20 protein-coding genes are annotated in these 21,334 nt (G+C 62.8%); 12 read left to right on the top strand and 8 right to left on the bottom strand.

From position 1 onward, the window contains the following. Nucleotides 1–219: 219 nt before the first annotated feature. The gene (locus tag BLR35_RS00100) at nucleotides 220–1,302 is read right to left on the bottom strand and encodes an aminopeptidase (RefSeq protein ID WP_090375577.1); all 1,083 of its coding nucleotides are present in this window, start codon (nucleotides 1,300–1,302) and stop codon (nucleotides 220–222) included. A 68-nt stretch (nucleotides 1,303–1,370) separates the two neighbouring features. Next, nucleotides 1,371–2,108: a queuosine precursor transporter gene (locus BLR35_RS00095; RefSeq protein ID WP_170830929.1), complete on the bottom strand. Its 738-nt coding sequence runs from the start codon at nucleotides 2,106–2,108 to the stop codon at nucleotides 1,371–1,373. A 319-nt stretch (nucleotides 2,109–2,427) separates the two neighbouring features. Here BLR35_RS00095 and BLR35_RS00090 point away from each other — a divergent pair, with 319 nt between their 5' ends. Next, nucleotides 2,428–2,703, top strand: coding sequence for a PadR family transcriptional regulator (locus BLR35_RS00090; RefSeq protein ID WP_090375568.1), 276 nt, complete (start codon nucleotides 2,428–2,430; stop codon nucleotides 2,701–2,703). A 41-nt stretch (nucleotides 2,704–2,744) separates the two neighbouring features. Here BLR35_RS00090 and BLR35_RS00085 read toward each other — a convergent pair whose 3' ends face one another. The 3 genes from BLR35_RS00085 to BLR35_RS00075 are packed head-to-tail and all read right to left on the bottom strand — an operon-like array spanning nucleotide 2,745 to nucleotide 5,750. Next, entirely contained in the window at nucleotides 2,745–3,896 is a 1,152-nt protein-coding gene (locus BLR35_RS00085) for a DUF8167 domain-containing protein (RefSeq protein ID WP_090375565.1), read from the bottom strand. Between the two features lie 2 nt (nucleotides 3,897–3,898). Continuing rightward, complete coding sequence (locus tag BLR35_RS00080; RefSeq protein WP_090375561.1) at nucleotides 3,899–5,236, bottom strand: DUF8167 domain-containing protein; 1,338 nt, start codon at nucleotides 5,234–5,236, stop codon at nucleotides 3,899–3,901. Nucleotide 5,237: 1 nt separating this feature from the next. After that, nucleotides 5,238–5,750 (bottom strand): DUF7382 domain-containing protein, encoded by a 513-nt coding sequence (locus BLR35_RS00075; protein ID WP_090375560.1) that lies wholly within the window; start codon nucleotides 5,748–5,750, stop codon nucleotides 5,238–5,240. Nucleotides 5,751–5,825: 75 nt separating this feature from the next. On the opposite strand from BLR35_RS00075, the gene BLR35_RS00070 reads away from it, so the two are divergent. Genes BLR35_RS00070 through BLR35_RS00030 form a run of 9 tightly spaced genes read left to right on the top strand, consistent with a single transcriptional unit; the run spans nucleotide 5,826 to nucleotide 17,039 of the window. Beyond that, nucleotides 5,826–6,893 (top strand): ATP-binding protein, encoded by a 1,068-nt coding sequence (locus tag BLR35_RS00070; RefSeq protein ID WP_090375557.1) that lies wholly within the window; start codon nucleotides 5,826–5,828, stop codon nucleotides 6,891–6,893. A 25-nt stretch (nucleotides 6,894–6,918) separates the two neighbouring features. Next, nucleotides 6,919–7,584, top strand: coding sequence for a DUF7310 family coiled-coil domain-containing protein (locus tag BLR35_RS00065; protein WP_090375554.1), 666 nt, complete (start codon nucleotides 6,919–6,921; stop codon nucleotides 7,582–7,584). Next, nucleotides 7,581–8,042, top strand: a complete 462-nt coding sequence (locus tag BLR35_RS00060) for a DUF7311 family protein (protein WP_090375552.1) — start codon at nucleotides 7,581–7,583, stop codon at nucleotides 8,040–8,042. The genes BLR35_RS00065 and BLR35_RS00060 overlap by 4 nt, the downstream gene beginning before the upstream one ends. Beyond that, nucleotides 8,039–9,985 (top strand): ATPase, T2SS/T4P/T4SS family, encoded by a 1,947-nt coding sequence (locus tag BLR35_RS00055; RefSeq protein ID WP_090375549.1) that lies wholly within the window; start codon nucleotides 8,039–8,041, stop codon nucleotides 9,983–9,985. The genes BLR35_RS00060 and BLR35_RS00055 overlap by 4 nt, the downstream gene beginning before the upstream one ends. Then, a complete protein-coding gene (locus BLR35_RS00050) occupies nucleotides 9,982–11,712 on the top strand; it encodes a secretion system protein (protein ID WP_090375547.1) in 1,731 nt (576 codons plus the stop codon). The genes BLR35_RS00055 and BLR35_RS00050 overlap by 4 nt, the downstream gene beginning before the upstream one ends. 51 nt (nucleotides 11,713–11,763) lie before the next feature. After that, nucleotides 11,764–12,663, top strand: a complete 900-nt coding sequence (locus BLR35_RS00045; RefSeq protein ID WP_090375544.1) for a DUF7283 family protein — start codon at nucleotides 11,764–11,766, stop codon at nucleotides 12,661–12,663. Then, a complete protein-coding gene (locus BLR35_RS00040; RefSeq protein WP_090375541.1) occupies nucleotides 12,641–13,105 on the top strand; it encodes a DUF7285 family protein in 465 nt (154 codons plus the stop codon). The genes BLR35_RS00045 and BLR35_RS00040 overlap by 23 nt, the downstream gene beginning before the upstream one ends. After that, the gene (locus BLR35_RS00035; RefSeq protein ID WP_244510158.1) at nucleotides 13,102–14,160 is read left to right on the top strand and encodes a DUF7284 family protein; all 1,059 of its coding nucleotides are present in this window, start codon (nucleotides 13,102–13,104) and stop codon (nucleotides 14,158–14,160) included. The genes BLR35_RS00040 and BLR35_RS00035 overlap by 4 nt, the downstream gene beginning before the upstream one ends. A 2-nt stretch (nucleotides 14,161–14,162) precedes the next feature. Continuing rightward, complete coding sequence (locus BLR35_RS00030) at nucleotides 14,163–17,039, top strand: DUF7286 family protein (RefSeq protein WP_090375535.1); 2,877 nt, start codon at nucleotides 14,163–14,165, stop codon at nucleotides 17,037–17,039. 13 nt (nucleotides 17,040–17,052) lie between these two features. Here BLR35_RS00030 and BLR35_RS00025 read toward each other — a convergent pair whose 3' ends face one another. Next, nucleotides 17,053–18,120, bottom strand: coding sequence for an outer membrane protein assembly factor BamB family protein (locus BLR35_RS00025; RefSeq protein ID WP_090375531.1), 1,068 nt, complete (start codon nucleotides 18,118–18,120; stop codon nucleotides 17,053–17,055). Nucleotides 18,121–18,453: 333 nt separating this feature from the next. Here BLR35_RS00025 and BLR35_RS00020 point away from each other — a divergent pair, with 333 nt between their 5' ends. Then, complete coding sequence (locus BLR35_RS00020) at nucleotides 18,454–19,767, top strand: DUF7125 family protein (protein ID WP_090375528.1); 1,314 nt, start codon at nucleotides 18,454–18,456, stop codon at nucleotides 19,765–19,767. Here the strand turns inward: BLR35_RS00020 and BLR35_RS00015 are convergent. Together BLR35_RS00015 and BLR35_RS00010 are read right to left on the bottom strand one after the other, a co-directional pair. Further along, entirely contained in the window at nucleotides 19,759–20,451 is a 693-nt protein-coding gene (locus BLR35_RS00015; RefSeq protein WP_090375524.1) for a MinD/ParA family ATP-binding protein, read from the bottom strand. The two genes, BLR35_RS00020 and BLR35_RS00015, sit on opposite strands and share 9 nt — an antisense overlap. Beyond that, entirely contained in the window at nucleotides 20,448–20,819 is a 372-nt protein-coding gene (locus BLR35_RS00010; protein WP_090375521.1) for a DUF7857 domain-containing protein, read from the bottom strand. Before BLR35_RS00010 ends, BLR35_RS00015 begins: the two co-directional genes overlap by 4 nt. A gap of 74 nt (nucleotides 20,820–20,893) precedes the next feature. Here BLR35_RS00010 and BLR35_RS00005 point away from each other — a divergent pair, with 74 nt between their 5' ends. Further along, nucleotides 20,894–21,112: a hypothetical protein gene (locus BLR35_RS00005; RefSeq protein ID WP_090375518.1), complete on the top strand. Its 219-nt coding sequence runs from the start codon at nucleotides 20,894–20,896 to the stop codon at nucleotides 21,110–21,112. The last annotated feature ends 222 nt before the right edge of the window (nucleotides 21,113–21,334 follow it).

The raw sequence follows: 21,334 nt of genomic DNA, 5'->3' as shown, positions 1-21,334 counted from the left end.
GGTGATGCCGGATATCTTCCGCCTCCGGCGGGGCGGGCAGACAACTGTCGAAAACGGGGGAGGAGGGACGCGATGTCCCAACCGGTTACTGGCCGCCACCGGTCGAGGCGGTACTGGGTACGACGACCGATTGCCGTATTAGTATACGTCGGATTCCTGTGTTCACCGCCGACTAAACGACCGTAAGCACCCCTTACTCGTAGCCAGGGAGGGGGCGATTCACTCCCAGCGGAACTGGCCGTTTTCCTGAACGACCTCGCCGTCGATCTCGAGTCGGGAATCCTCGCTGACGTCGGTGATCATGTCGACGTGGACCGCGGAGTCGTTGCCCGACTCGCCGTCGGGAAGACAGGCGTCGTAGGCGCGCCCGACCGCCAGATGGACGGTGTCGCCCATCTTCTCGTCGAACATGATGTTGTCCGTGTGGCGGTCGATCGCACGGTTCATCCCGATCCCGAGTTCGCCCAGTCGCCGAGCCCCCTCGTCGGCCTCGAGAATGTCGCCGACGACGGATTCGCCCTGTTCGGCCTCGTGGTCGACGACCTCGCCGTCCTCGAACTCGAGGCGGACGTTCCGGACCGACTCGCCACGCAGCGTCATCGGGACGTCGAAGGTGACCTCTCCCTCCGTCCCGTAGGGTGCGGTAAAGACCTCGCCGCTCGGGAGGTTGTGCGAGTCGTAGGCGACCGAGGCCGCGCTATTGACGGCGGTTCGGTCGTCAATCTGCATCGTGAGGTCGGTCCCCTCGGAGACGAGTCGCACTTCCGATCCCTCGTCTAGCAGCTCTTTCATCTGTGCCATCTCGTCGGCCAGCGACTCCCAGTCGCGAAGGACTGCGTCGTAGACGAACTCCTGGTACTCCTCGTAGGCCATCTCGGCCTGCTGTGCGAGCGCCCGCGTCGGATGGTAGGTCGACACCCAGCGCGTATCGTAACGGGCCTCTCGGATCTCCGTGCGGGCGTCGCGATACTCGCTTCGAACGTCGCCGGGGACGTCAGCAGTCGCGCTCGTGTTCCGCCCACCGCCGATCGAGAGGTAGACGTCGGTCTCCTCGAGCAGCGCTCGTTCGTGGTCGGGGTTCTCGTCGAACTCGCCGTCGTGAGCGCGGAGGTACGCTCGCGTGATCTCGCCGGAACTGTAGGTTGCAAGCAGGTTCGCCCCGCGTTCGCCGAGTTTCTCGGCGACGGCGACGGCCAGTTCGTGTGCGTCTGGACCCACCGAGAGGACGACGTCGTCGCCCTCCTCGATGCGAGCGCTCCAGTCGACCAGTACCTCGGCGTGTTCGCGAACGCGTTCGTCCATACCCGACAGTGAGGAGCGGGGTACAAAATTCCAGCCGTTCGCGACGGATAGACAGCGGGAGAATCGAGTTACGACGCCGTCGTCGCGACCTCGCCGTCGGTTCGCGAGCGGACGAGTGCGACGATCGCGTAGACGATCGGCGTGTCGACGACCGCGATGGCTAGTTTCAGCAGGTACTGGCCGATCATCAGCGCCGCGATCTCCTCGAGCGGGAGCACGACCCCGACGCCGAGCAGTGCCGGAGCGATCGCGAACGCGATCGCGACGAAGATGACGGTGTCGATCGCCTGGCTGGTCGCCGTCGAGCCGATATTGCGCAGCCAGAGTTTGCTCCGACCGGTATACTCGCGAATCCGGTGGAAGACGATCACGTCCCAGTTCTGGCTGACGAGGTACGCCAGCAGGCTTCCGAGGACGATGTTGGTCGACGCACCGAGCACGTCGGCGAACATGCCCGGATCGATGCTCGTCTCGGCGGCCGGCGCCGCAATCGTCGACCAGACGAGCGCGAGCACGACAAAATTCAACGCGAAGGCGACGTTGACGACGATCTGGGCCGCTCGCCGACCGTAGAGTTCGGTATAGCAGTCACTCGCCATGAACGTGAGCGCGTAGGCGAGTGCCGCACCGGGCAAGACGAGTTCCGAACCCGTAACCGGTAACGAGAACGGAATCGAGAACGCGAGCACCTTCGATGCAGTCACCTGCGCCGTCACCAGCGCCGTCACGAACAGACCGATCAGTGCCACCTGTGGCACTGTCGGTACGCCGCGACGCGGCGGTGACTCTGCGTGAGAGTGGGCCATAACCGTCGCGTATCCATCGACGACACCTAAACGGTTCGAGATCGAACCGGGAACACATTGAACGACGAAACGCTGTGTGTTGGGAGCTAATAACGTCGATACGGACAGAATACGGAACCTCACGATGAAATCGACGGCAGTCGACGGACCGCCTATCGGTCGATCGTATCGATTGCTGTCATCAAAAATTCATTATGGACGATAAAACGTCCCTCAATCGGATACAACACACAGTAACTCGTCAAAAACGGCCTGCACAGTCGCGATACGTGATCGATAACAAATAGTCAGTCGTGTGGTGTAATTAAACGGATGAAACATGGACGATTTGACTGGATTCCAGCGTGACCTCCTGTACGTAATCGCGGGCGCCGACCAGCCGTCCGGACAGGACGTCAAAGGCGAGATCGAGACGTACTACAGTTCGGAGATCAACCACGGCCGACTCTATCCCAACCTCGATACCCTCGTCAACAGGGAACTCGTCGAGAAGGGACAACTCGACCGGCGAACGAACTATTACGAGATAACCGATATGGGGGTGGAACAGATCGAACAGCGACGGGAGTGGGAAAGACAGTACGTCGACGTCTGAACCGTCGCTGTTCCGTCTCGAGGCCGTGACGAGAGATCCCATCAGCCGGCCGACTGTAGGTTCTGTACCGCGGTCGGCGGCCCGAGCACGTACAGGTCGTCGCCGGCGACGAGCGTCTCTTCGTCGTCGGGGAACGGGAGAACCTCGTCCCCGTCGTCTCGCACGAGGGCGAGGACCGTTCCCGGAATCCACCCGACGAACTCGTTCACGAGTTCCGACTCCGGTCGAACCGATGCCGAGACGATCGTCTCGTCCGCGCTACGAAGAGCGGCGACGAACGCGGGAACTGCAGTAGGCGACTCGGGACGGATAACCAGCCGATACCGTGTTCCGGGCCCGCAGTCGAACGCACCCGCGTCGTTCTCGTCGACCACGATAGTCACGACGTCGCCCGCAGTTGCTCGAAGCATCCCCGTCGCGACCAGGTGACTCGAGTCGTCCCACACCTCGATCGGATCACCGACGCTCGCGTCCGCCGGCGGATCAGAACGGATCGCGACGGCGGCAGTATCCGGCGGAAGCGTCCGATGGAGTCCCGACCGCCGGCGGCCGATCGCCAGCCGCTCGACCGTCCCGTCGGGCGCAAGATCGGCGGTCGCACAGCCGATTCCATAGTCGCGCTCGAGTCGATCGACCAGTCTGGACTCGAGGTCGTCGACGGAGAGACGTGCAGGGAACAGCATCGGTTTCCCCGCAAGCGTTCGTTTGACCGACTCCTCGACAGGCGGATAGCCGTCCGCGTCCGTGATCGTCTCGGGGAGGTCGAGTTCGATCGATCGTCTGCCTGCACGGACGATCGACGCGGCCGTTCCCGGCGCCGCCACCGAATCGATCCCGTAGACTTCTCGAGCGAGGTGGTCGCCGACGTGACGGCCGCCTTCCGCTCCGACCACGCCGGTGAGAAACGCCCCGAGGAAGTAGACGGCAGTCGCGTGGTGAAACAGCGACGTTTCGTCGATGATCGTCGACCGCCCGATCCCGGCGACGTTCAGCCAGCCACCGACGACGGCGAGACCGACGAGAGCCGTGACGCCGGGCGGAACAGGGCGAGTGCTGTACCGCCGGTAGGCGAACGAGACGACCATCGAAGCGACGGTCGCGAGGACGGCGAAACCGAAGACGTTGACGAGCGCGACTTCGGTCCACTCGGTTACGATCGTCGCAGTGAGGATCACAACAGCGACGTCCGACATCGTCAACTCGCCTCCACCGCCCGTCGCTCCGTCGTCGTCGGCGAACGGGCAGTCTCCGATTCCGTCGGTTCCACGTCGGCCTGATCGTCGACGATCCGTCGCAGCGATACCGAGTCGCCGGCCACGAACACCTCGTCGTCGGCCTCGAGCGTCGAGAGGTCGGGTTCGACGACCAGCTGTGGTCGGATGCTTTCCGACGTTTCGATCCAGCCGTCGTCCTCGCCGTCGATCCAGCCCGCGAGAACGCGAACGTCCTCGTGCGTGACGGCTAGATCGGCAGATTCGATCACCGCCTGCAATCGGCCGACGGATACTGAACGAACTGACTGGCCCGCACGCTCGAGGACGGCGAACGCGGCACGATCGGCGTTCGGCGTTCCGGACGTAGCCACGATCCGGGCACGATCGCGTTCCAGCAGGGTGCCGGCGTCGGTCGTCGGAACGGCGACGGTAATTCGACCCTCCCCACCGGGCGTTTCGGCGGTAGATGGACGGACGACTCGATCGGAGACCGTCCCGATTTCGATCGGATCGTCGATCGACCCGCCTCGATCCAGTTCGTCGGTGCGGTCGATGTCGATAACCCGACCCGTGACGGTGTCGGCCGCCGTCTCCGGAGAGACAGAAACCACGTCGCCAGGCGCCAGACCGGTCGGCAGCAGGGCCCACACCGTGACGGTCCGCCACCCCTCCGGAATTCGGTTCGCGATTTCGTTCGACGGCGGCGCTGCAGCGATCGTCGCCCGACCGCGTTCGTCGATCGAGGCCGACACAGTCGCTAGATCGTAGGTCGTTCGAAGCCGCGCCTCGAGTCGCGACTCGAGGGCCGACAGCGGTAGATCGGCCGGCAATCGCCAGGTGTCTTCCTCGAGCATCGCCCGTAATTCGGGTCCGAGCGGTGGGTAGCCGTCGACGTCGCGAACCGATCCGGTCGAACGGACCACGATCCAGCCCGCACCGTCGACGGCGTCGATCGCTTCCGCCGAGAGTCCGCGCTCGCGTCGGACTGGCCGAGCGACGTCGAACGGGAGGTCGTCGGCGACCGTTTCGGCTAGGCTGTGCGCGTACAGTGCGAGTCCGGCGACGACGAGGCCGCCAACGAGGACCGACAGGCTGGCAACCGTGGCGTCGCTCGAGAACGTGGCAGCGTCCGTCACGCCGACGGCGTAGCCGTTGAGTCCCGCGAGAACGAGGGCGACGACCGCCGCTCCCGAACGCGGGACGGCTCGATCCAGGACGGCGAACCCGCCGGTCAGAACGCCGACAGTAATTGCGGGCCCGACGCCGAGCACCAGTCCGAACGCGACGGCGACGATGACGGCAGTCGTGAGTTCGAACATACTAGCCTTCAGTGACGATGATCTCCGGATTCGGCTGTTCGTCGATGTAGTTGCTATCCGACGGCGGAACGACGTCGATCTCGAGCGTTCCCATGTCCTGGTCGGCCCGGAGCCCGTGGTTCTCGAGGGAAACTATCGCCTCGTGGTCGTCGGCCCCGCTCTCGCCGGTGTGGGCCTCTTCGACGCCGTCTAACTGTGCGGAGCCTGCCGAGACGAGCACCGTCGCGTCCGTGACATCGTTTCCGTTCTCGTCGATCACGTACATCGAGACGTCGACGTCCTCACCTTCCTCGATGACCTGATCGTCGTTGGCGACTTCGACCGTAACCTCGGTGTCGCCGACGTCGCCGATGCCGCCGAGCATGTTCAGCATGAGCGCCAGTGCGGCGACGCCGACGGTGAGCGCGATCACGAGCCGAATCGGTAGTCCCTCGATCCCACGGTCGTCGTCGACGAACGATCGGCCAGGGTTCGGCCGCGAGCAACGCTCGTCGCCGATTGCTATCGATCGCATACCCTGCCTGGTCCCGCCTTCCGACTTAAACTCCCGTCCGAGGGTTGAAACGACAGCACCGGACAACTCCCGTCGATGAGTTTCGTACTCGGACGCGACACCGATCTCGAGGACGGACCTGCTGGACACCTCGGGAGCTATCGAGCGCTGGACGGGAGCGACGGCGCACCCCTCTACCTCGACCTCGACGGACCGCACGCAGTGCTGGTCGTGGGGAAACGAGGCTACGGCAAGTCCTACACGCTCGGGGTCGTCGCGGAGGCGCTGGCTCGGTCGGTCGGACTCGCCCCCGTTATCGTCGATCCGATGGGGGCGTTTCGCTCGCTCGCCGACCCAGCCGACGGCGAGCCGGTTCCAGCGGAGGTTCTCGACGATCCTACCGTCTCCCCGTCGGCGCTCGACCCGCGCTCGTGGTGTGAACTGCTCGGACTCGAGCCCGAGAGCGGACCCGGCGGACTGGTCTGGCAGGCCGCCGGAACTGAATCGGCGGTCGCTAAGATGTGTGACGCCGTCGACGCGGCGGACGCACCGAAGGCGGACCGACGAGCGGCGATCAACCACCTCACGCTCGCAGAGTCGTGGGGGATCTTCGATCCTGACGGCCTCTCGGCGGCCGAGCTCGCCGGCCCGGAGGTGACCGTCGTCGACGTTGCCGGACTCGACGCCGCACCGATGAATGCCGTCTGTCGGGGTATCGCGGAGGCGCTCTATCGTGCTCGCGTCACGGACCGAATCGACCGCCTGCCGTGGCTGTTGCTCGACGAGGCCCACGCGTTCTTCGACGGCATCGCGGAACCCGCGCTTCGGACGATTCTCACGCGCGGCCGCGCGCCGGGTGTCACGCTCGTCGCTGCAACCCAGCGACCGAGCGCCGTCCCGCCAGTCGGTGTCTCCCAGTCGGACGTGCTCGTCTCCCACCGACTAACCGCCGGTGCGGACCTCGAGGCACTCGAGTCGGCCCAGCCGACGTATGTCGACGCGTCGCTGTCCGATCGCATGCCCGAGCGTCCGGGCGAGGTGGTCGTCGTCGACGACGCGACTGAAACCGTCCACGCAGCCCGGATTCGAGCGCGCGACACCCCACACGGCGGCGATAGTCCACAGGCGAGCGATTTCGTCGCGCCCCACGAGACTGAGGTTTAAGTACGAACGGGCGGCGAAACGGGCCATGCCCGATACCGAGCGACTCGAACAGCGACTCGCCGCCGTCGAACGGGCGGTCGTCGACGGCGACGCCGCAGTCGCCGACCTCGCGGACCTCGAGTCGACGCGTTCGGACCTCGAGCGCCTCGAATCCCGCCTCGAGGAGTTCGAACACAGGATCGCCGACCTCGAGGGACGAACGGGAGCGCTCGAGGGGTTCACCGGCGAGATACGCGCGGTCAACGACGACGTGGAACGACAGGCTGCGACGGCCGTCGCTACTGTGGATCGACTCGAGCGGCGACTGGACGCACTCGAGGAAGCAGATGGTGGAGTCAGCGAGTCGTCGAAGAGCGCGGATCGAGCGGACGAGGTCGATTCCACCGATGCAACCGACGACGCCGATAGCGGACGCACGACGTCCGAAACCGAGCCCTCTCCGGGACAGACAGCCGAGCGCGTCCTCGAACCCACGGCTAGCGAGACGAGTACCGGAGACCCCCGGAGGAACGAACGCGGCGATAGTGAGGACGAAAAGACCGTCACACCGGCGGATCAGCGTTCAGTGGAACGCTACCTCGAGCGGCCGATACCGACCGACGACGGAGACGATAGAGACCGCGAGGAGGCGCGAGAGGCAGAGACAAACGAGGAGATGAGCGTTCTCGAGACGCTCCGGGCGAAGCTATGATCCGGTACGTTCTCGTCGCGCTCCTCGCGGTCGCGCTCGTCGCCCTGTCGATCCCTGCAATCGACCACGCTGCGGCGGTGAGTACCGAGCGACAGTTCCAGAGCGACCTCGCTGCGATCGACGACGCGGCGGTGTCGCTGCTCGAGAACGAAGAGCCGACGCCCGACGGCGTTCCTGCCCCGCGGCGAACGGTGTCGCTTCCCTTCCCCGACGACTCGCTGACCTCGACGCCGGTCGAGTACCTGCGGATCGAACGGATCCACGAGACAGGAAGCCTCGCGACGTTCGCAGCGACAGGCCGAAGCGAGCACCAGCACCCGATCGACGCACCGATCGTCCACGCCGACCCGCACGAAAACGAGACGGTCGAACTCGGCGGCGTCGGCGAACACCGAACCCTCACGCTCACCGTCGAACGAGACGAGCGGGACGAACCCGTCGTCGTCGCGAGCCAATGATCCGGGACCGTCCCGACCGACTCGAGGCCACGCTGGAGCGCGTCGGACTCGAGGGACTGTTCGCACTGAGCGCCGCTGATGGCGAGGATCGGCCCTGCTCGTGTACGACCCACTTCGAGGATCGGACCCTCGTTGTCGACGCCAGCGACTGTGACGGCTCGGGCGACCTGATCGACGACGAATCGTGTCGAAGGACCGTCGTCGACGCGCTCGTCGACCACAGAGTCCGACAGCTGACGGTCAGGTCGAACGGTCTCGAATACCGATACGGCGACCGCGCCGTTGCACTCTTCTGTGCGGCCGGCCGCTTTCTCGAGTTGGTCGGCGATCACAACGAACGACTGGCTGAGACCGCCGCCACGGATCCGCTCGCGGTCGCCACGGAGCTTCGATCCCGCGTCGATCGAATCGGCGAACTCGGGGCCGAAGCCGGACTGGTCGCCGCCGCCGACGGACTCGAGAGCTACACCGATCTCACGCCGTCGGTCGGTCTCGAGATCGGTCACTACGTCCTCGATCGCTCGCGCGAGGAATCCAGCCTCCGAGACGTTCGCTCGCTCGAGACCGGTAGCGAGGCACGGATCTACGCTCGAGCCGACGGCGTCCCGCTGTACGCGCTGGACGTAGTCGATCTCTCGCTCTCGGCCGAGGATCGATCGCGGCTGATCGACGGTTACGAGGCGATCGCGACGGGTGTCGTCGAGGGCGAGCGAGCCGCATCACGAGCGATCGAACGCGTCAGCGACGGCCCGGTCGATCCGCAGTTGAGTTCGATCCTCGCGAAACACACGGCCGGCTACGGGATTCTCGAGGACCTCTTTGCCGATTCAGCGGTAACTGACGTCTACGCAACCGCCCCCGTCGAAACGAACCCGTTGCGGGTCGTCGTCGACGGCGAATCGATGGCGACGAACGTCCGCCTGACCGACGAAGGCGCTCGAGCACTGGGCTCTCGCGTGCGCCGGACTAGCGGACGGGCGTTCTCCCGGGCGACGCCGACAGTCGACGCGACGGCTGCACTCGAGAACGGAACCGAACTGCGGATCGCCGGCGTCACCGATCCGGTCGCCGACGGGACCGCCTTCGCGTTCCGGGAGCAGGCCGACGACAGCTTCACGCTGCCCGCACTCGTCGCGAACGGAACGATGCCGGCGGAAGCAGCGGCCCTTCTATCGGTTGCGGTCGAGCGAAACGCGGCAGCGCTCATCGCGGGAACCCGTGGAGCCGGGAAAACGACGCTTCTCGGGACGTTGCTGTACGAACTGTCACCGGACGTCCGGACCGTCGTGATCGAGGACACGCCCGAACTCCCGGTCGATCCGCTCCAGTCCGTCGGCAGGGACGTCCAGGCGCTTCGGACCGGAACCGGAGACGGGCCCGAGATCACGCCCGAAGATGCGCTCAGGACCGCACTCCGGCTTGGCGACGGGGCGCTCGTCGTCGGTGAAATTCGCGGCGAGGAAGCGGGCGTCCTCTACGAAGCGATGCGCGTCGGCGCGAACGCAAACGCCGTCCTCGGGACGATCCACGGCGACGGCGCGGACGAAGTCTACGAACGCGTCGTCTCGGACCTGGACGTCGAACCCTCCTCGTTCGGCACGACCGACCTGGTGGTCACGGTCCAGGCCTACCGAACGGCTGGAGGCCGAAAACGACGGCTCGCGCTGATCGAGGAAGTCGTCGGCAGCGGCGACGAGATCCGGTTCGAACCGCTGTACACTATCGAGGGCGACAGCGCCCGTCCGACGGGCCGGATCGACCGCGGCGAGAGTCGTCTCGTCGATCAGTTGACTGGGCCGGACACTTCGTACGCGAACGTCCGAAAGGCAATCGACGAGCGACGGCAACTGCTCGCGTCGCTCGCGGCAGATGAGCGGACGAATCCCGAAGAGGTTGCCACGGCGTACGCGGATCGAAGACTCGAGCGGGAACGGGAGCGATGAGAGACGACCCGACTTCGAACCTCGTCTCGCTCGCCCGTACGCTCGCGAGGCTGTACCCCTGGCCGGTCGAGGCGAGCGAGGAACTCACCGAGTCGCTATCCTTTCTCGAGTCGAAAGTTGCCCCCGAAACCGTCGTTCGTGCAGGGTACGGTGCCGGCATCGTCTCGACAGTCCCGCTGCTCGCACTCGCCGTGACGTCGATACCGGTCGCCGTTCTCGCCTTCTTCCTGCTCGTCGTTCCGCTCGCGACGATCCAGGTCGTACACGAACTTCCGAAGCTACTCGCGGCGTTCAGACGCACGGAAGCACTCGGCGACGCGCCCAACCTCGTCGGCCGGGCAGTGTTGCGGATGCAGGTCCAGCCCTCCCTCGAGAGCGCGATCCGGTTCGCGGCAGACACCGGACGCGGCCCGCTGTCGGCGAGTCTCGCCGCCCACGTCGACCGGTCGATGGGGACGTCCGAGACGGGGCTACTGTCGTTCGCCGACGAGTGGGCCGACCGGTTTCCCGCCCTTCGACGCTCGAGTCACCTGCTCGCGACCGCCCAGGACGCTCCGGAAGGCGAACGGTCGCGAACGCTGGACCGGGCGCTGGGTGCGATCCTGAACGGGACTCGAGAACAGATGGCGACGTTTACGGCCGCGATCCGTGCACCCACGAGTGCGCTGTTCGCGTTCGGCGTAATGTTACCCCTCGCGCTCGTCGCGCTCGTTCCGGCCGTCCCGATGGTCGGGGTTTCGGTCAACATCTGGATGGTCGTCCTGCTGTACAACGTCGTCCTTCCGACTGTTCTCGTTGCCGCGAGTCTCTGGCTGCTCGTCCGTCGACCCGTCGCCTTCCCGCCGCCGTCGATCGATCGTACCCATCCCGATCTCCCGGAGAAGTTGTGGCTCCGGTTCGTGGCTGGCCTGGTCATCGGCGGCGTCGCCTACGTCGCGACGGGACAGGCCGGCTACGCTCACCTCGCACCGATCGCAGGCCTCGGCCTCGGTGGTGGAATCGGGCTACTGGCCGTCTACAGCCCGATACTCTCGGTCCGTCACTACGTTCGCGACGTCGAGAAACACCTCACCGACGCCCTCTACCTCGTCGGTCGACAGGTCGCCGAGGGCGAATCCGTCGAGTCGGCGATCGCACTCGCGGGCGAGCGCGTGCCCGCAGAAACGGGTGATGTCTTCGAGGCAGCCGCCGACCTCCAGCGTCGCCTCCACGTCGGCGTCGACGAAGCGTTCCTCGGCGAGTACGGCGCGCTCCGGCACGTTCCGAGTCCTCGAGCGCGGGGAACGGCGTCGTTGCTCGCGATCGCCACCGACGAAGGTCAGCCCGCAGGACGAGCGATCGTCGCGATGGCGGACCACCTGGAGGAACTCGAGGACCTCGAGCGCGAGACCCAGCGCGACCTCGAGCAGGTAACGGGAACCCTGGACAACACGGCCGCCTACTTCGGACCGCTTGTCGCCGGCGCGACGGTCGGACTCGCGGACATGATGAGCGGAATCGACGTGGAGGCGACGACCGAGTCGGCAGCGTTCCCGACCGAGTCGCTCGCGCTCTCGATCGGCGCGTTCGTCCTCGTGCTCTGTTTCGTCCTGATCCCGCTCTCCTATGCCCTGCGCTACGGGCTCGATCGAGCGCTCTTTGGTTACCACGTCGGCCGGGCGCTGCTCTCGGCGACGACAGTGTACGTGATCACCGTGGTCGCGATCGATCTCCTGCTGTCGTTCTGACCGCCGACTCCCGCGCTGAGGTTTAAATACGAACGTCGGGCCACTGGGAGCATGGATCTCGAGGCGCCCGCCGACGCGTGGTACGTCTGGCTGGCGGTCAGCATCGTCAGCCTCGCGATGGCCGCCGTCGCGATCGGACTCCCGACCGGACCGCCGCCCGACGCGGCCGAAGCCGCAAACACCATCGAACGAGCGAGCGGAGCCGACACCTACGAAGCGACAACCAGCTACAGACACGAGGCCAACGCAGTCAAGATCGACGGCAAGACCGTCTCCATGCGAAACGAGCACGGGACGGCCCACTCGAGTATCGCCTACGGCCAGGTCGTCCCCGTGATGGGCCACGACCGACTCGAGAACGTCACCCACGGGACGGCGATCGAAGACGAGTACGCCGCAGAGATCGAGGCCCCCGGCGAGACCGGGATCGACGCCTTCCTCGAGGACGTCGAAACGGCCCACGTGGAAACCGCCGGCGAGTGGCGATCTGCAGACGGCAAGTTGCGCGCTACGACGGTGCGAACGATGCCGACACCCGCCGTCTCTGCATCCGTGGCGACCGAGGACCTGCCGGGGATCCAGACCGACGAACTCGCGTTCGAGTACGAGACGAACCGCGCAGTCGATTTCTCGTTTCGGGCGGAGGGCGCGAACGGAATGGAGGCAGAGACCTACACTACGTCCGAGCAAGGAACAGGCGAGGTGACGATCGATCACACCGCGATCGAGAGTAACACGCTCCAGTTCCCGATAACCGTCGACATCTGGACGAGTGGAGCACGCGTCTGCCAGGAGACGATCGAGAGCGACGGTGCCGGCGAGACGGTCGAGATATGTGATCGGGACGAAGGATCTATCGAGATCGACGAAGACACCGACGAAGTCGGCTACCTCGAGCGATCAGCGACCGGAGAATCGGAGGTATACCATGTTACGCTCGTCGACGCGTAGAGCACAGACCGAACCGCTCGCCGCACTCGTCGCCGTCGCAGTGATCGGGATCGCACTGGGGCTGTACAGCGGCTATCTCACCGGCGTGCTCTCGGAGACGACCGACCGCTCGCCGGAAGACGTCACTCTCGAGCGCGTCTGGCAAGACGTCTCGGAGACGGGCGTGTTTGTCGGTGGCGAGGGAGAACCGATAGCGGACCGGGTTCGGCTGGCGTCACTTCCCGAGGGGGAGAACGTCCGGATTGCCGTTACGACCGTTCAGAACGGAGAAAATCGCCTCGTCACCGAGGCACGATTCGACGCCGCTGGTGACGCTCTCGATCCCGACGCACTCGAGGATCCGCCAGAAAACGCTGGCGTCGCGGAACGACCGGTTCCAGTCGAACTCGAGCCAGGAGACGTCCGTGGCGGGACGCTTCGCGTGGAGGTGTGGTCGCCGTGAACGAGAGAGCCGTCAGCACCGTCCTCGACGTGGCACTCGCGCTCTTGCTGGTCAGCGCGAGCGTCCTGGTTCTCGGGCTCTACCTGCAGGACTCCGACGACGGACTCGAGGAGACGGACGCCGATCGCACTGCGGAGACGCTCGCCGCCACGACGATTTCGGTCCAGTACGACCTGAGCGCCGTCGAGGAGGGTGATCAGTTCGTTCCACCTGAAAAAACCTCGGCGAACACGTACGACCGAACCGAGTACGGACCGGCGACCGGGTTACTCGCCGACGCAGCAGTGACGAACGCGCGGGTCGACGACGACCGACTGCTCACCTACGGCGACGAGTACGAAGACGCCGTCGACGCCTCGATCGGCAGTACGCTCGTGGGGTCGAACCACCACGTCTACGCCGTCGCCGTCTGGGAACCCTACGAGAACGCTACCGTCCGGGGCGAAGCAACTGCCGGTCAGCGATCGCCACCCGACGAGGACGTCGGCAGCGCCACGTTGACCGTCTCGAGCGGGATGACCGACCTCGAGGAAGAGACCATCAGGGAAGCCTACGAGAACGGCGACGACCGCGAGGAAGGAATCGCCCTAGTCTCCGAGTTGATCGCCGAACGGATCGTCGACGGCTACTTCGACCACGAGGCGTCACAGCACGCCCTCGAGAGCCAGGGGATCGATCGGTCACTGAAGGTCTACCACTACCAGCAGACCGCAGCCGCGACCAACGTCGAGTTCGACGATCCCGACGACGGGGAGAGCCCACTCAGCAGGACGGGAGCGAACGCGACGGCCGCAAACGAGCGACTCGTCTACGGCGACGAGGACCGGAACGTGTTTCTCGAGGATTTCTGGGAGTGGCTCATCGGCGACGACGAAGCAAACGGCCTCGCAGCATTGATCGCCGAGGACATCACTGAAGAAGCGCTCGCGGACGAGATTGACGCTATCGACGAGGAGTACGACGGCGACGCCGCGAACGAACGGGTCGGCGAGCTCCTCGCGGAGTCGGTCTCGGTCGGCGAACTGACGATCACGATCCAGACCTGGGACTCATAGCCATGACCGGAAACCGACCACGAACCGTCTCGTTTACCGTCGACGAACGCGCACGCGTCCCGTTCGCGATCATCGGCGTCTTACTCCTGGTGAGCAGCGTCACCGTCGTCGGAATCCTCGAGTCGCGCGACACGCCCGAGACCGACGTCGATCCGATGCTCGCGATCGACCGAACGGAACCGCTCGTCCAGTCCGAACTCAGGGAGGCCACACTCCGTGCGACCGACGAGGCCGCGAGAGCACCGCTGGCGACGACGGCCGACACTCCCGTCGGAAACGCGATCGACGATCCCCGCGAGGACGAGTTCGAACGTTACCTGAAGCTACTGATCTACCTCGAGGCACAGGAGTCGCTTCCGGCTGCCGGAGAAGAACTTCGTGACGTCGAAACGACCGTCGAACTCGAGTCCGTCGACTGGGACGACCCGGAAAGCATCGAAGACGCGATCGATCGCGTCGACCTCGAGGCCGGCGACGGTACGCTCGAAGTGACCCTCGACCCCGTCTCGATCCATCTCGATGGACGAGACACCCAGCTTCGAGAACAACGCGAGGTCACCGTCACCGTGGGCACGACGCTGTTCGAACTTCGAGAACGAACACAGGAGTTCGAAGAGCAACTCGAGACAGAATTCCTCGAGGCAGACGGATACGAGGGATTCAGTCGAACGCTCGCTACCAGGCTGTATGCACTGACGTGGGCGAAAGCCTACTACGATCGTCTCGACAGCGACCCAGCCGATCGAGCGTTCGAGAACGTCACGCCACACAACCACACCGAGGTGCTGGCAAACGACGCGGTCTTTGCAGTACAAGAGGACGCGTTCGGCGAAGGGGCTGCCGACCCCTACGAGGACCGCGTGATGCGTGGCGCTGCAGCCTGTCTCGCCGTCGACCTCGGTGACGACGTCGTTGAAGCCGACCTTGAAGACCTCGAAACGCTCTGTGAGAGCGAGTATTTGTTCGGTGATGCGGATGGCGACCTCGAGGACCCGCCGACGGTACAGGAATTGTTGCTGTGGCTGCTCGAAGATTACGTGGAAGGAGAGATGGAACTCGAGTTGCAGGTGCATCCGTTCGCCGAAGCTGCTTTTTCCGAGACGACGGCGTTCAGAATGGGTGATATGGAAGACGAGTTTAACGAAACGCTTGTGGAGACGGAGCGGTTCGAAGAGGAGTATTTGGATTCACATTATCAGGAAGAGTTAGGTAATGCTGAAGAAATTGATGTTTTTAATAGTATTTTAGATGATATAGAACGGCTGAGTGACGATGCAGAGAGGAGTGAAGAGTTGTCTGATAGCAAATCAAGGATTTATGATACCCAAGTAGATCTCACTGATGACACCACACAACACAGAACTCTACCCAGTGTCGACTACAGCGAGGGACCGATTGGGAGTGAGAACCACACCTACGAAGGATCGGAGTACCACGTCGTCTCGAGCGATGACGCTGACGTTACGATTTCCGAGTGCGACGACGAGTCCGACGACCTAGATAGAGATCTCGTCAATATCGACGTCGAGTTTCGGAACACGGTCCAGGAACGAGCAACGTGGGAAGGCAACGAGAACGCAACCAACGTAACGATTCGCTCCGAAGAGAGACAGATCAGATACACGGCTACGTTTACGATTTCGGGCTCCTTCGCGCCTGATTCGAACATCGATCGGTCGAAAGGAATCGAGACGGCACTCGAGGAAGGAGGATCAGTCGGTCCTGTGGCTGGAAGTAATTTCGACGATGCGCCCGGTAAGGCGCTCGACGAGCTGTTCGGCACACGATATGAGAGTACGATCGAGAGTCGAATCGAAGCTCAATCACGAGACATCCTCAGTGAAAGCGATCTCGAGACCGCGATCGATTACGAGACAGATGGTAAGATAGACCTCGAGAGCGGCTACCTCGATGCGTGGTTAGAAAACGAGCTAGCGATCACACACGTGACTGTCGTTACCGAAGTCGAGCCGCTCGAGGTCGATCTGTTCGAAATGATCGAGGGAGACAGTCCGATCTACGAACTTGAGTCCGAGGTCGAGCAGTTGGAAGAGGAACTCGTCTACGAGGGAGTCGACGGAGAGTACGAGAACCCACCCGATATGGCACGAGTCGAACTCCGGCAGCGATATTTCGACAATCTCTACGCCTGGATCGACGTAATGGGCGAAATTCACGACGACTCGAACGACGCAGCCGACAGCATGATCGACGATCTCCTCGGTGGTGCGAACGGCATACTCGAGGAAAGTGCCGGATTTACCCAGGGAATGATAGCCGATTCGGAACACATCCTCGAGGACGAATCGGACGACGAACTGGCGAGAGCTGACGGCTCACCACTGAAAGAGGACGTCCACATCACCGTCGACGGATCGCCGACGTATCTACAACTCGAACCGGTCGAACGCGAGGAAGTTCCTGCCGTCCGGCCAGAAGAGGAGGGACCTGTGAACCCCACAGGAACGACACACGCTCCATTGGGATCGAAATACGAGAACGAGGTCGGATTCCCCGGCGCACCGGTTATCCCGTGGCCACAGTTCTTCTTCCTGCAACTCGATGCCTGGCAGGTCGAAGTCCAGGGAGAGTACGCCAGATTCGAGGTGAAATCCACCAGTGGGGACGGCTCGAGTACGGACTCGACGACGTACGTTCGCGAGGATAAAGACGTGCATCTCGACGTTAGGCCCGAAACGGAACTCGAAGCAGGGTCAGTCGAGGCAATCGAGTTCGAGAACTCGGTTCCGGTTGTCGCTTTCGTTCCTAGCCCGACGCTTTTGACTCGAGGATCACCAGGTATTGGAAATATTGGAACTGATGAGAATCAGTCAGTGACTTGGGAGAGTACTGGTCCGGAATTCGAGTACGAAGATTGAGATAATGCGATACCTATCTAGTCTTGAATTTGTGAATCTTATTATTCGATGTCGTGACGTATAGTGATCCGTCCACGATTATAGGTGGAGCCTGCATTGCATAATTAGTGCCTATACGTGGTTCATCTACATGAGACCCAAATTCATGCGACCATATTTTGTTACCGGTCTTAGCCTCAACTGCATAGAGAAACCTATGTACAGCTAAATATATCGTCTCATTGGTAGCTGTTGGCTGAACATCTGGTGTCGGGCCAACATCGGCTTCCCACTCTTTATTTCCACTATCGACTTCCAGAGCGACGACTCGATCACTATCACCAAAGAAAACCATCCCATCGGCTACTGACGGATTCGAGGCGACCTCAGTAGCCTCGTTATACTCCCACTCGAGATCACCAGATTCGGCGTCGACAGCGTAAAAGTTCCCGTCGACGTCACCAATGTACACCAGTCCGTCCGCGACGGCTGGGCTGATCTGGTGGAATATCTCACCGGTCTCGTTCTCGAACTCCCACTCCCGTTCGCCGGTCTCGAGATCGATCGCTCCGAGACGATCCTCGTAGCCGACGTATGCGATCCCGTCAGCGATAGCAGGCGCTCCGGAGACGCCCATCTCGAACGGATCGGGAAGCAAGTCGATCACTTGCTCGAGCGAACCAGTCTTTGGGTCGAACCTCCAGATGTACTCATCGTCAGTGACGATGCCAGTTTCCTCGTCGACGATGAGTGGATAATAGGGGTTCGAATCCGTTCCGTCTTCGCGCCATCGAATCTCACCGGTTTCCGCATCGATCGACAGCAACTCTCGACTCCCCGAGATGTAGATGTTGCCATCAGCATAGGCAGGAGTTCGGCGAGCCGACGTTCCTAGATCGACCGACCACTCTTCGTCCCCGTTTTCGGCGTCGAGTGCGTAGAAATGTTCGTCGTGGGAACCGACGTACAGGATGCCGTCGACGATGATCGGCGTCGCTGCGAGCGAATCCCCGGTTTCGAACGTCCAGTCGACGTCGACGTCCTCCGTCGGACCAGATGCATTCGACTGATGGCCAGTATTAGCGAGGTCGACACCGTACATTCGCCATCCTGCGTCGAGTGAACCGTTAGTACTCGATTCTGCTCCGTTCTCACGATCAGTTTCGTCGGAATTGTCCGTACAACCGGCGAGTGCGGAAAGACCAACCGTCGTGGCGACACAGGTGGTCAGCCACTGGCGGCGAGTGCGTTCGCTTCGTTTCATCCAATCTTCACTTCGTGAATTTTATCCGACCCAGACTGTATTTACACTTTTGGTTATTAGTTATGGCATCGGAGATTCGTTCGCGATTTCGAAGATACGCATCACCGTCATTACTCGAGCGAGAGCACCGGCATCTGGAGGTTCAAAAAGGAAGACGCGGCCAACGGCGTCATGCTCGCAATCGCTGGCGCGAAAGGCGGCTGTGGAAAGACGACGATAACGCTCGGCCTCGCGGATGCATTCGCGCGAAATGGAACGCCGACCGTAGCAGTCGACGCCGACCGACAGCTACCGAACCTGCACGTCCTCGCCGACGTGGATCGAGAACCAACGATCGCGGAACTCGAGAACGCGACGGATATCGACGAAATCACCCATAGTCGGACAGAAACAGACGACGTCGGTGTTCTCCCCGCAGCGACGACCACTCAGCAGATCGATCTCGAGGCAGCAATCGGTCGGCTGCGGCGGAGTCCGAAACGAGTGCTGGTAGACTGTCCCTCGGGAGCCGGTCCCGACGCGATCGAAGCACTCGAGTACGCCGACAGGGTCGTCGTCGTGGCCACGAATACCGATCGCGGTCTGCGCGGTGCCGGAACGACGATCGACGTCGCTCATCGGCTCGACGTTCCCATCGCAGGGATAGTCATCAACCAAAGTAGCGGCGTGACGGACGTACTCGAGTCGAAACTGGAGGCACCGGTTCTCGGGACGATCCCGGAGCACGAATCGCCATTGACTGGACCAGCGACCCGTGAGGCGTTCGACGATATCGCAGCACGGCTAACGGTCGGTGGCTCCGAATCGTACAGAAGAAGGTGTGAATACAACGACAATCGCCTCCCGGTCGGCAACCAGGCCATCGATCGCGCTCTCCAGGGTGGTGTCCCGCCAGGAACGACGATTGCGCTGACAGCGGATCCGGCCAGTCAATCGGAACAGTTCCTCTACCAGGCGACCGCAACCCGGGGAACGCTCTACCTGACGACAGATCGAACGGGCACCGCCGTCGAAGCTGCGATCGGCTCGGCTACGGTTCGAACCGGAAATCCGACTGTTCGACACCTCGAGAACGACCCGCTCGAGCATGCCACGCGACTCGTCGACGAACTACCGGACGGTGCGAACCTCGTCGTCGACTCGATGAACGCTCTCGAACGCACAAATCGTGATGACTATCTCGAGTTCCTGAACGGGATCGTGGATCGAATGCACGAAACTCGTGGAATCGCCGTTCTCCACTGCTTGAAACCCACGAGTTCCGAGAACCGGACGGTAACCCGCCACCTCGTCGATGCCGTCTTCGACCTCCGGACGATTACGGCAGGAGAAAATATGGGTGTTACCCACCGGCTGTCAGTTCCGAAGTTCCGATTCGATGGACGAGTAGCAGAGACGATCGAGTTCGATCACGACCTCTGCTCGAATGATAAGACGGAGACCGGTGCCGACTGGCCCGAAGTCGAAGCTGGTGACTTATCGTAACGAAGTTCCACGTTCCTCGATAGCATCGATTCGACGGGCAATTTCCGCAAAGGAGTCAACTGCTGGAGAAGAAGGGAAAGCGTCTCGGACTGGCTGACCGCACTCGAAAGACTCGGCGATGGTCGACCGCGTTTCGAGGGTAGATACCGAGACACCGAGCGTTTCCTCGATTCGATCGACAGTCGTTTCGATCGCACCGTCTCGAGAAACGTGGTTGAGAACGACGAGACCAACTGGCGTCTCGAGATCCGAAGCGAGATCCCGCGTCCGAATCGCATCCGCCAGTGCAGCTCGATCGGGTGTCGTTACGAGGACGGCTATCGTCGCACTGTATAGCTGATACCCCACATCACGTGCGATCCCTGCCGGACAGTCGACGACGACGCGGCCGAACTCGCGTTCGAGGGACCGTAGGACTGCCGGAAGCGCCGACAGATCCGAGGAACGAGCGGCAGCGAGCGTCCGGCCGCTCGAGAGCATCCTGATCGGGTCACGATCGTCGACCGCTGCGACCGGACGAACCCGTCCCGCCAGCACGTCCTGAAGGAGTGGTCCATCTCCTTTCGGGACGTCGCCTGTCGCAAGATCACCATCCACGACCACCGCCCCGAGTTCGCGCGCGAGGTTTACTGCGACCGTAGTCTTACCGACGCCGCCCTTGCCGCCACCGACCGCGACGATCATCCGCGTGGCTCCCGAGCGAGGACAGCACTGGTCGGCGACCATCCCTCGAGCGTCGCAAGCCTCCGTTCCGGCCTCGAAACCTCATCACTCGAGACGCGCGTCGCGGAGACGAACTCGAGTGGCCGGTCCGTCGGCGATTCGGGAGTTGCAAATCCGAGTCCACGAGTGCGTCCCGGCTCGACGACGCCGGACCACGAACCGTCAGTCCACTCGGCCGCCGTCGCCGTCCCGGGTCGTGGCGACCAGATCTGTCCGTCGACACGTGGCTCGAGGAGAATCAACTGCGGTGTCGATCGCTCGTTCGTCACGGCCGCGTTGACGAACGTGACTCCGTGACGCCGTTCCGTTTCCGTCTCGATATCGATCATAGCAATCGTGGCCGCTCGATCCAGTATAAAATTCAGGCTCATCGGTTAACCGACTCCGTGACCGACGTTCGCCGATGAACGTTCCCACTGATCGGCTCTTGGTCATGCTCGTCGTCGCGACCGGATTCGCCGTCCTGGTCGGCGGCTGGGCAGGTGGTCTCGTCCACGCAGAGGTAACGGGCTGGGAGGAACTGGCACTACGAGGCTCGATCGGACTGGCGTTTTTCTTTATCCTCTTCGGACTCTGGCAACTGTTCGACCGGATGGACGAAGGCTCGAGTGACGAGCAATAACGGAGACGAAAGCAACGGCTGGCAGCGACAGCAACAGTTCGGATTGTTGGTATAAAATAGTATTACCGCAGTTCTAGCTAGTGTTACCACTCGGGGCCGAATTACATGAAAAAAGCCACAGGCACCTCGACGGTACCTGCGGCTCTCAATTACTGAAATGGAGTATGAATGGGGCGGCGAATCGGCGTTCCCAGAGGGTCTCCCACTCCAGTAGTTACCGAT

It is taken from the genome of Natronobacterium texcoconense (genome assembly GCF_900104065.1).
GTDB lineage: Archaea > Halobacteriota > Halobacteria > Halobacteriales > Natrialbaceae > Natronobacterium > Natronobacterium texcoconense.
The sequence above is the reverse complement of the archived record's forward strand: the minus strand, read 5'-3'. Positions and strand labels throughout refer to the sequence as shown.

Bases quoted from the DNA above. Each gene is read 5' to 3' on its own strand.
- BLR35_RS00100 (WP_090375577.1), bottom strand. From the start codon at position 1,302: ATGGACGAACGCGTTCGCGAACACGCCGAGGTACTGGTCGACTGGAGC.
- BLR35_RS00095 (WP_170830929.1), bottom strand. From the start codon at position 2,108: ATGGCCCACTCTCACGCAGAGTCACCGCCGCGTCGCGGCGTACCGACA.
- BLR35_RS00090 (WP_090375568.1), top strand. From the start codon at position 2,428: ATGGACGATTTGACTGGATTCCAGCGTGACCTCCTGTACGTAATCGCG.
- BLR35_RS00085 (WP_090375565.1), bottom strand. From the start codon at position 3,896: ATGTCGGACGTCGCTGTTGTGATCCTCACTGCGACGATCGTAACCGAG.
- BLR35_RS00080 (WP_090375561.1), bottom strand. From the start codon at position 5,236: ATGTTCGAACTCACGACTGCCGTCATCGTCGCCGTCGCGTTCGGACTG.
- BLR35_RS00075 (WP_090375560.1), bottom strand. From the start codon at position 5,750: ATGCGATCGATAGCAATCGGCGACGAGCGTTGCTCGCGGCCGAACCCT.
- BLR35_RS00070 (WP_090375557.1), top strand. From the start codon at position 5,826: ATGAGTTTCGTACTCGGACGCGACACCGATCTCGAGGACGGACCTGCT.
- BLR35_RS00065 (WP_090375554.1), top strand. From the start codon at position 6,919: ATGCCCGATACCGAGCGACTCGAACAGCGACTCGCCGCCGTCGAACGG.
- BLR35_RS00060 (WP_090375552.1), top strand. From the start codon at position 7,581: ATGATCCGGTACGTTCTCGTCGCGCTCCTCGCGGTCGCGCTCGTCGCC.
- BLR35_RS00055 (WP_090375549.1), top strand. From the start codon at position 8,039: ATGATCCGGGACCGTCCCGACCGACTCGAGGCCACGCTGGAGCGCGTC.
- BLR35_RS00050 (WP_090375547.1), top strand. From the start codon at position 9,982: ATGAGAGACGACCCGACTTCGAACCTCGTCTCGCTCGCCCGTACGCTC.
- BLR35_RS00045 (WP_090375544.1), top strand. From the start codon at position 11,764: ATGGATCTCGAGGCGCCCGCCGACGCGTGGTACGTCTGGCTGGCGGTC.
- BLR35_RS00040 (WP_090375541.1), top strand. From the start codon at position 12,641: ATGTTACGCTCGTCGACGCGTAGAGCACAGACCGAACCGCTCGCCGCA.
- BLR35_RS00030 (WP_090375535.1), top strand. From the start codon at position 14,163: ATGACCGGAAACCGACCACGAACCGTCTCGTTTACCGTCGACGAACGC.
- BLR35_RS00025 (WP_090375531.1), bottom strand. From the start codon at position 18,120: ATGTACGGTGTCGACCTCGCTAATACTGGCCATCAGTCGAATGCATCT.
- BLR35_RS00020 (WP_090375528.1), top strand. From the start codon at position 18,454: ATGCTCGCAATCGCTGGCGCGAAAGGCGGCTGTGGAAAGACGACGATA.
- BLR35_RS00015 (WP_090375524.1), bottom strand. From the start codon at position 20,451: ATGATCGTCGCGGTCGGTGGCGGCAAGGGCGGCGTCGGTAAGACTACG.
- BLR35_RS00010 (WP_090375521.1), bottom strand. From the start codon at position 20,819: ATGATCGATATCGAGACGGAAACGGAACGGCGTCACGGAGTCACGTTC.
- BLR35_RS00005 (WP_090375518.1), top strand. From the start codon at position 20,894: ATGAACGTTCCCACTGATCGGCTCTTGGTCATGCTCGTCGTCGCGACC.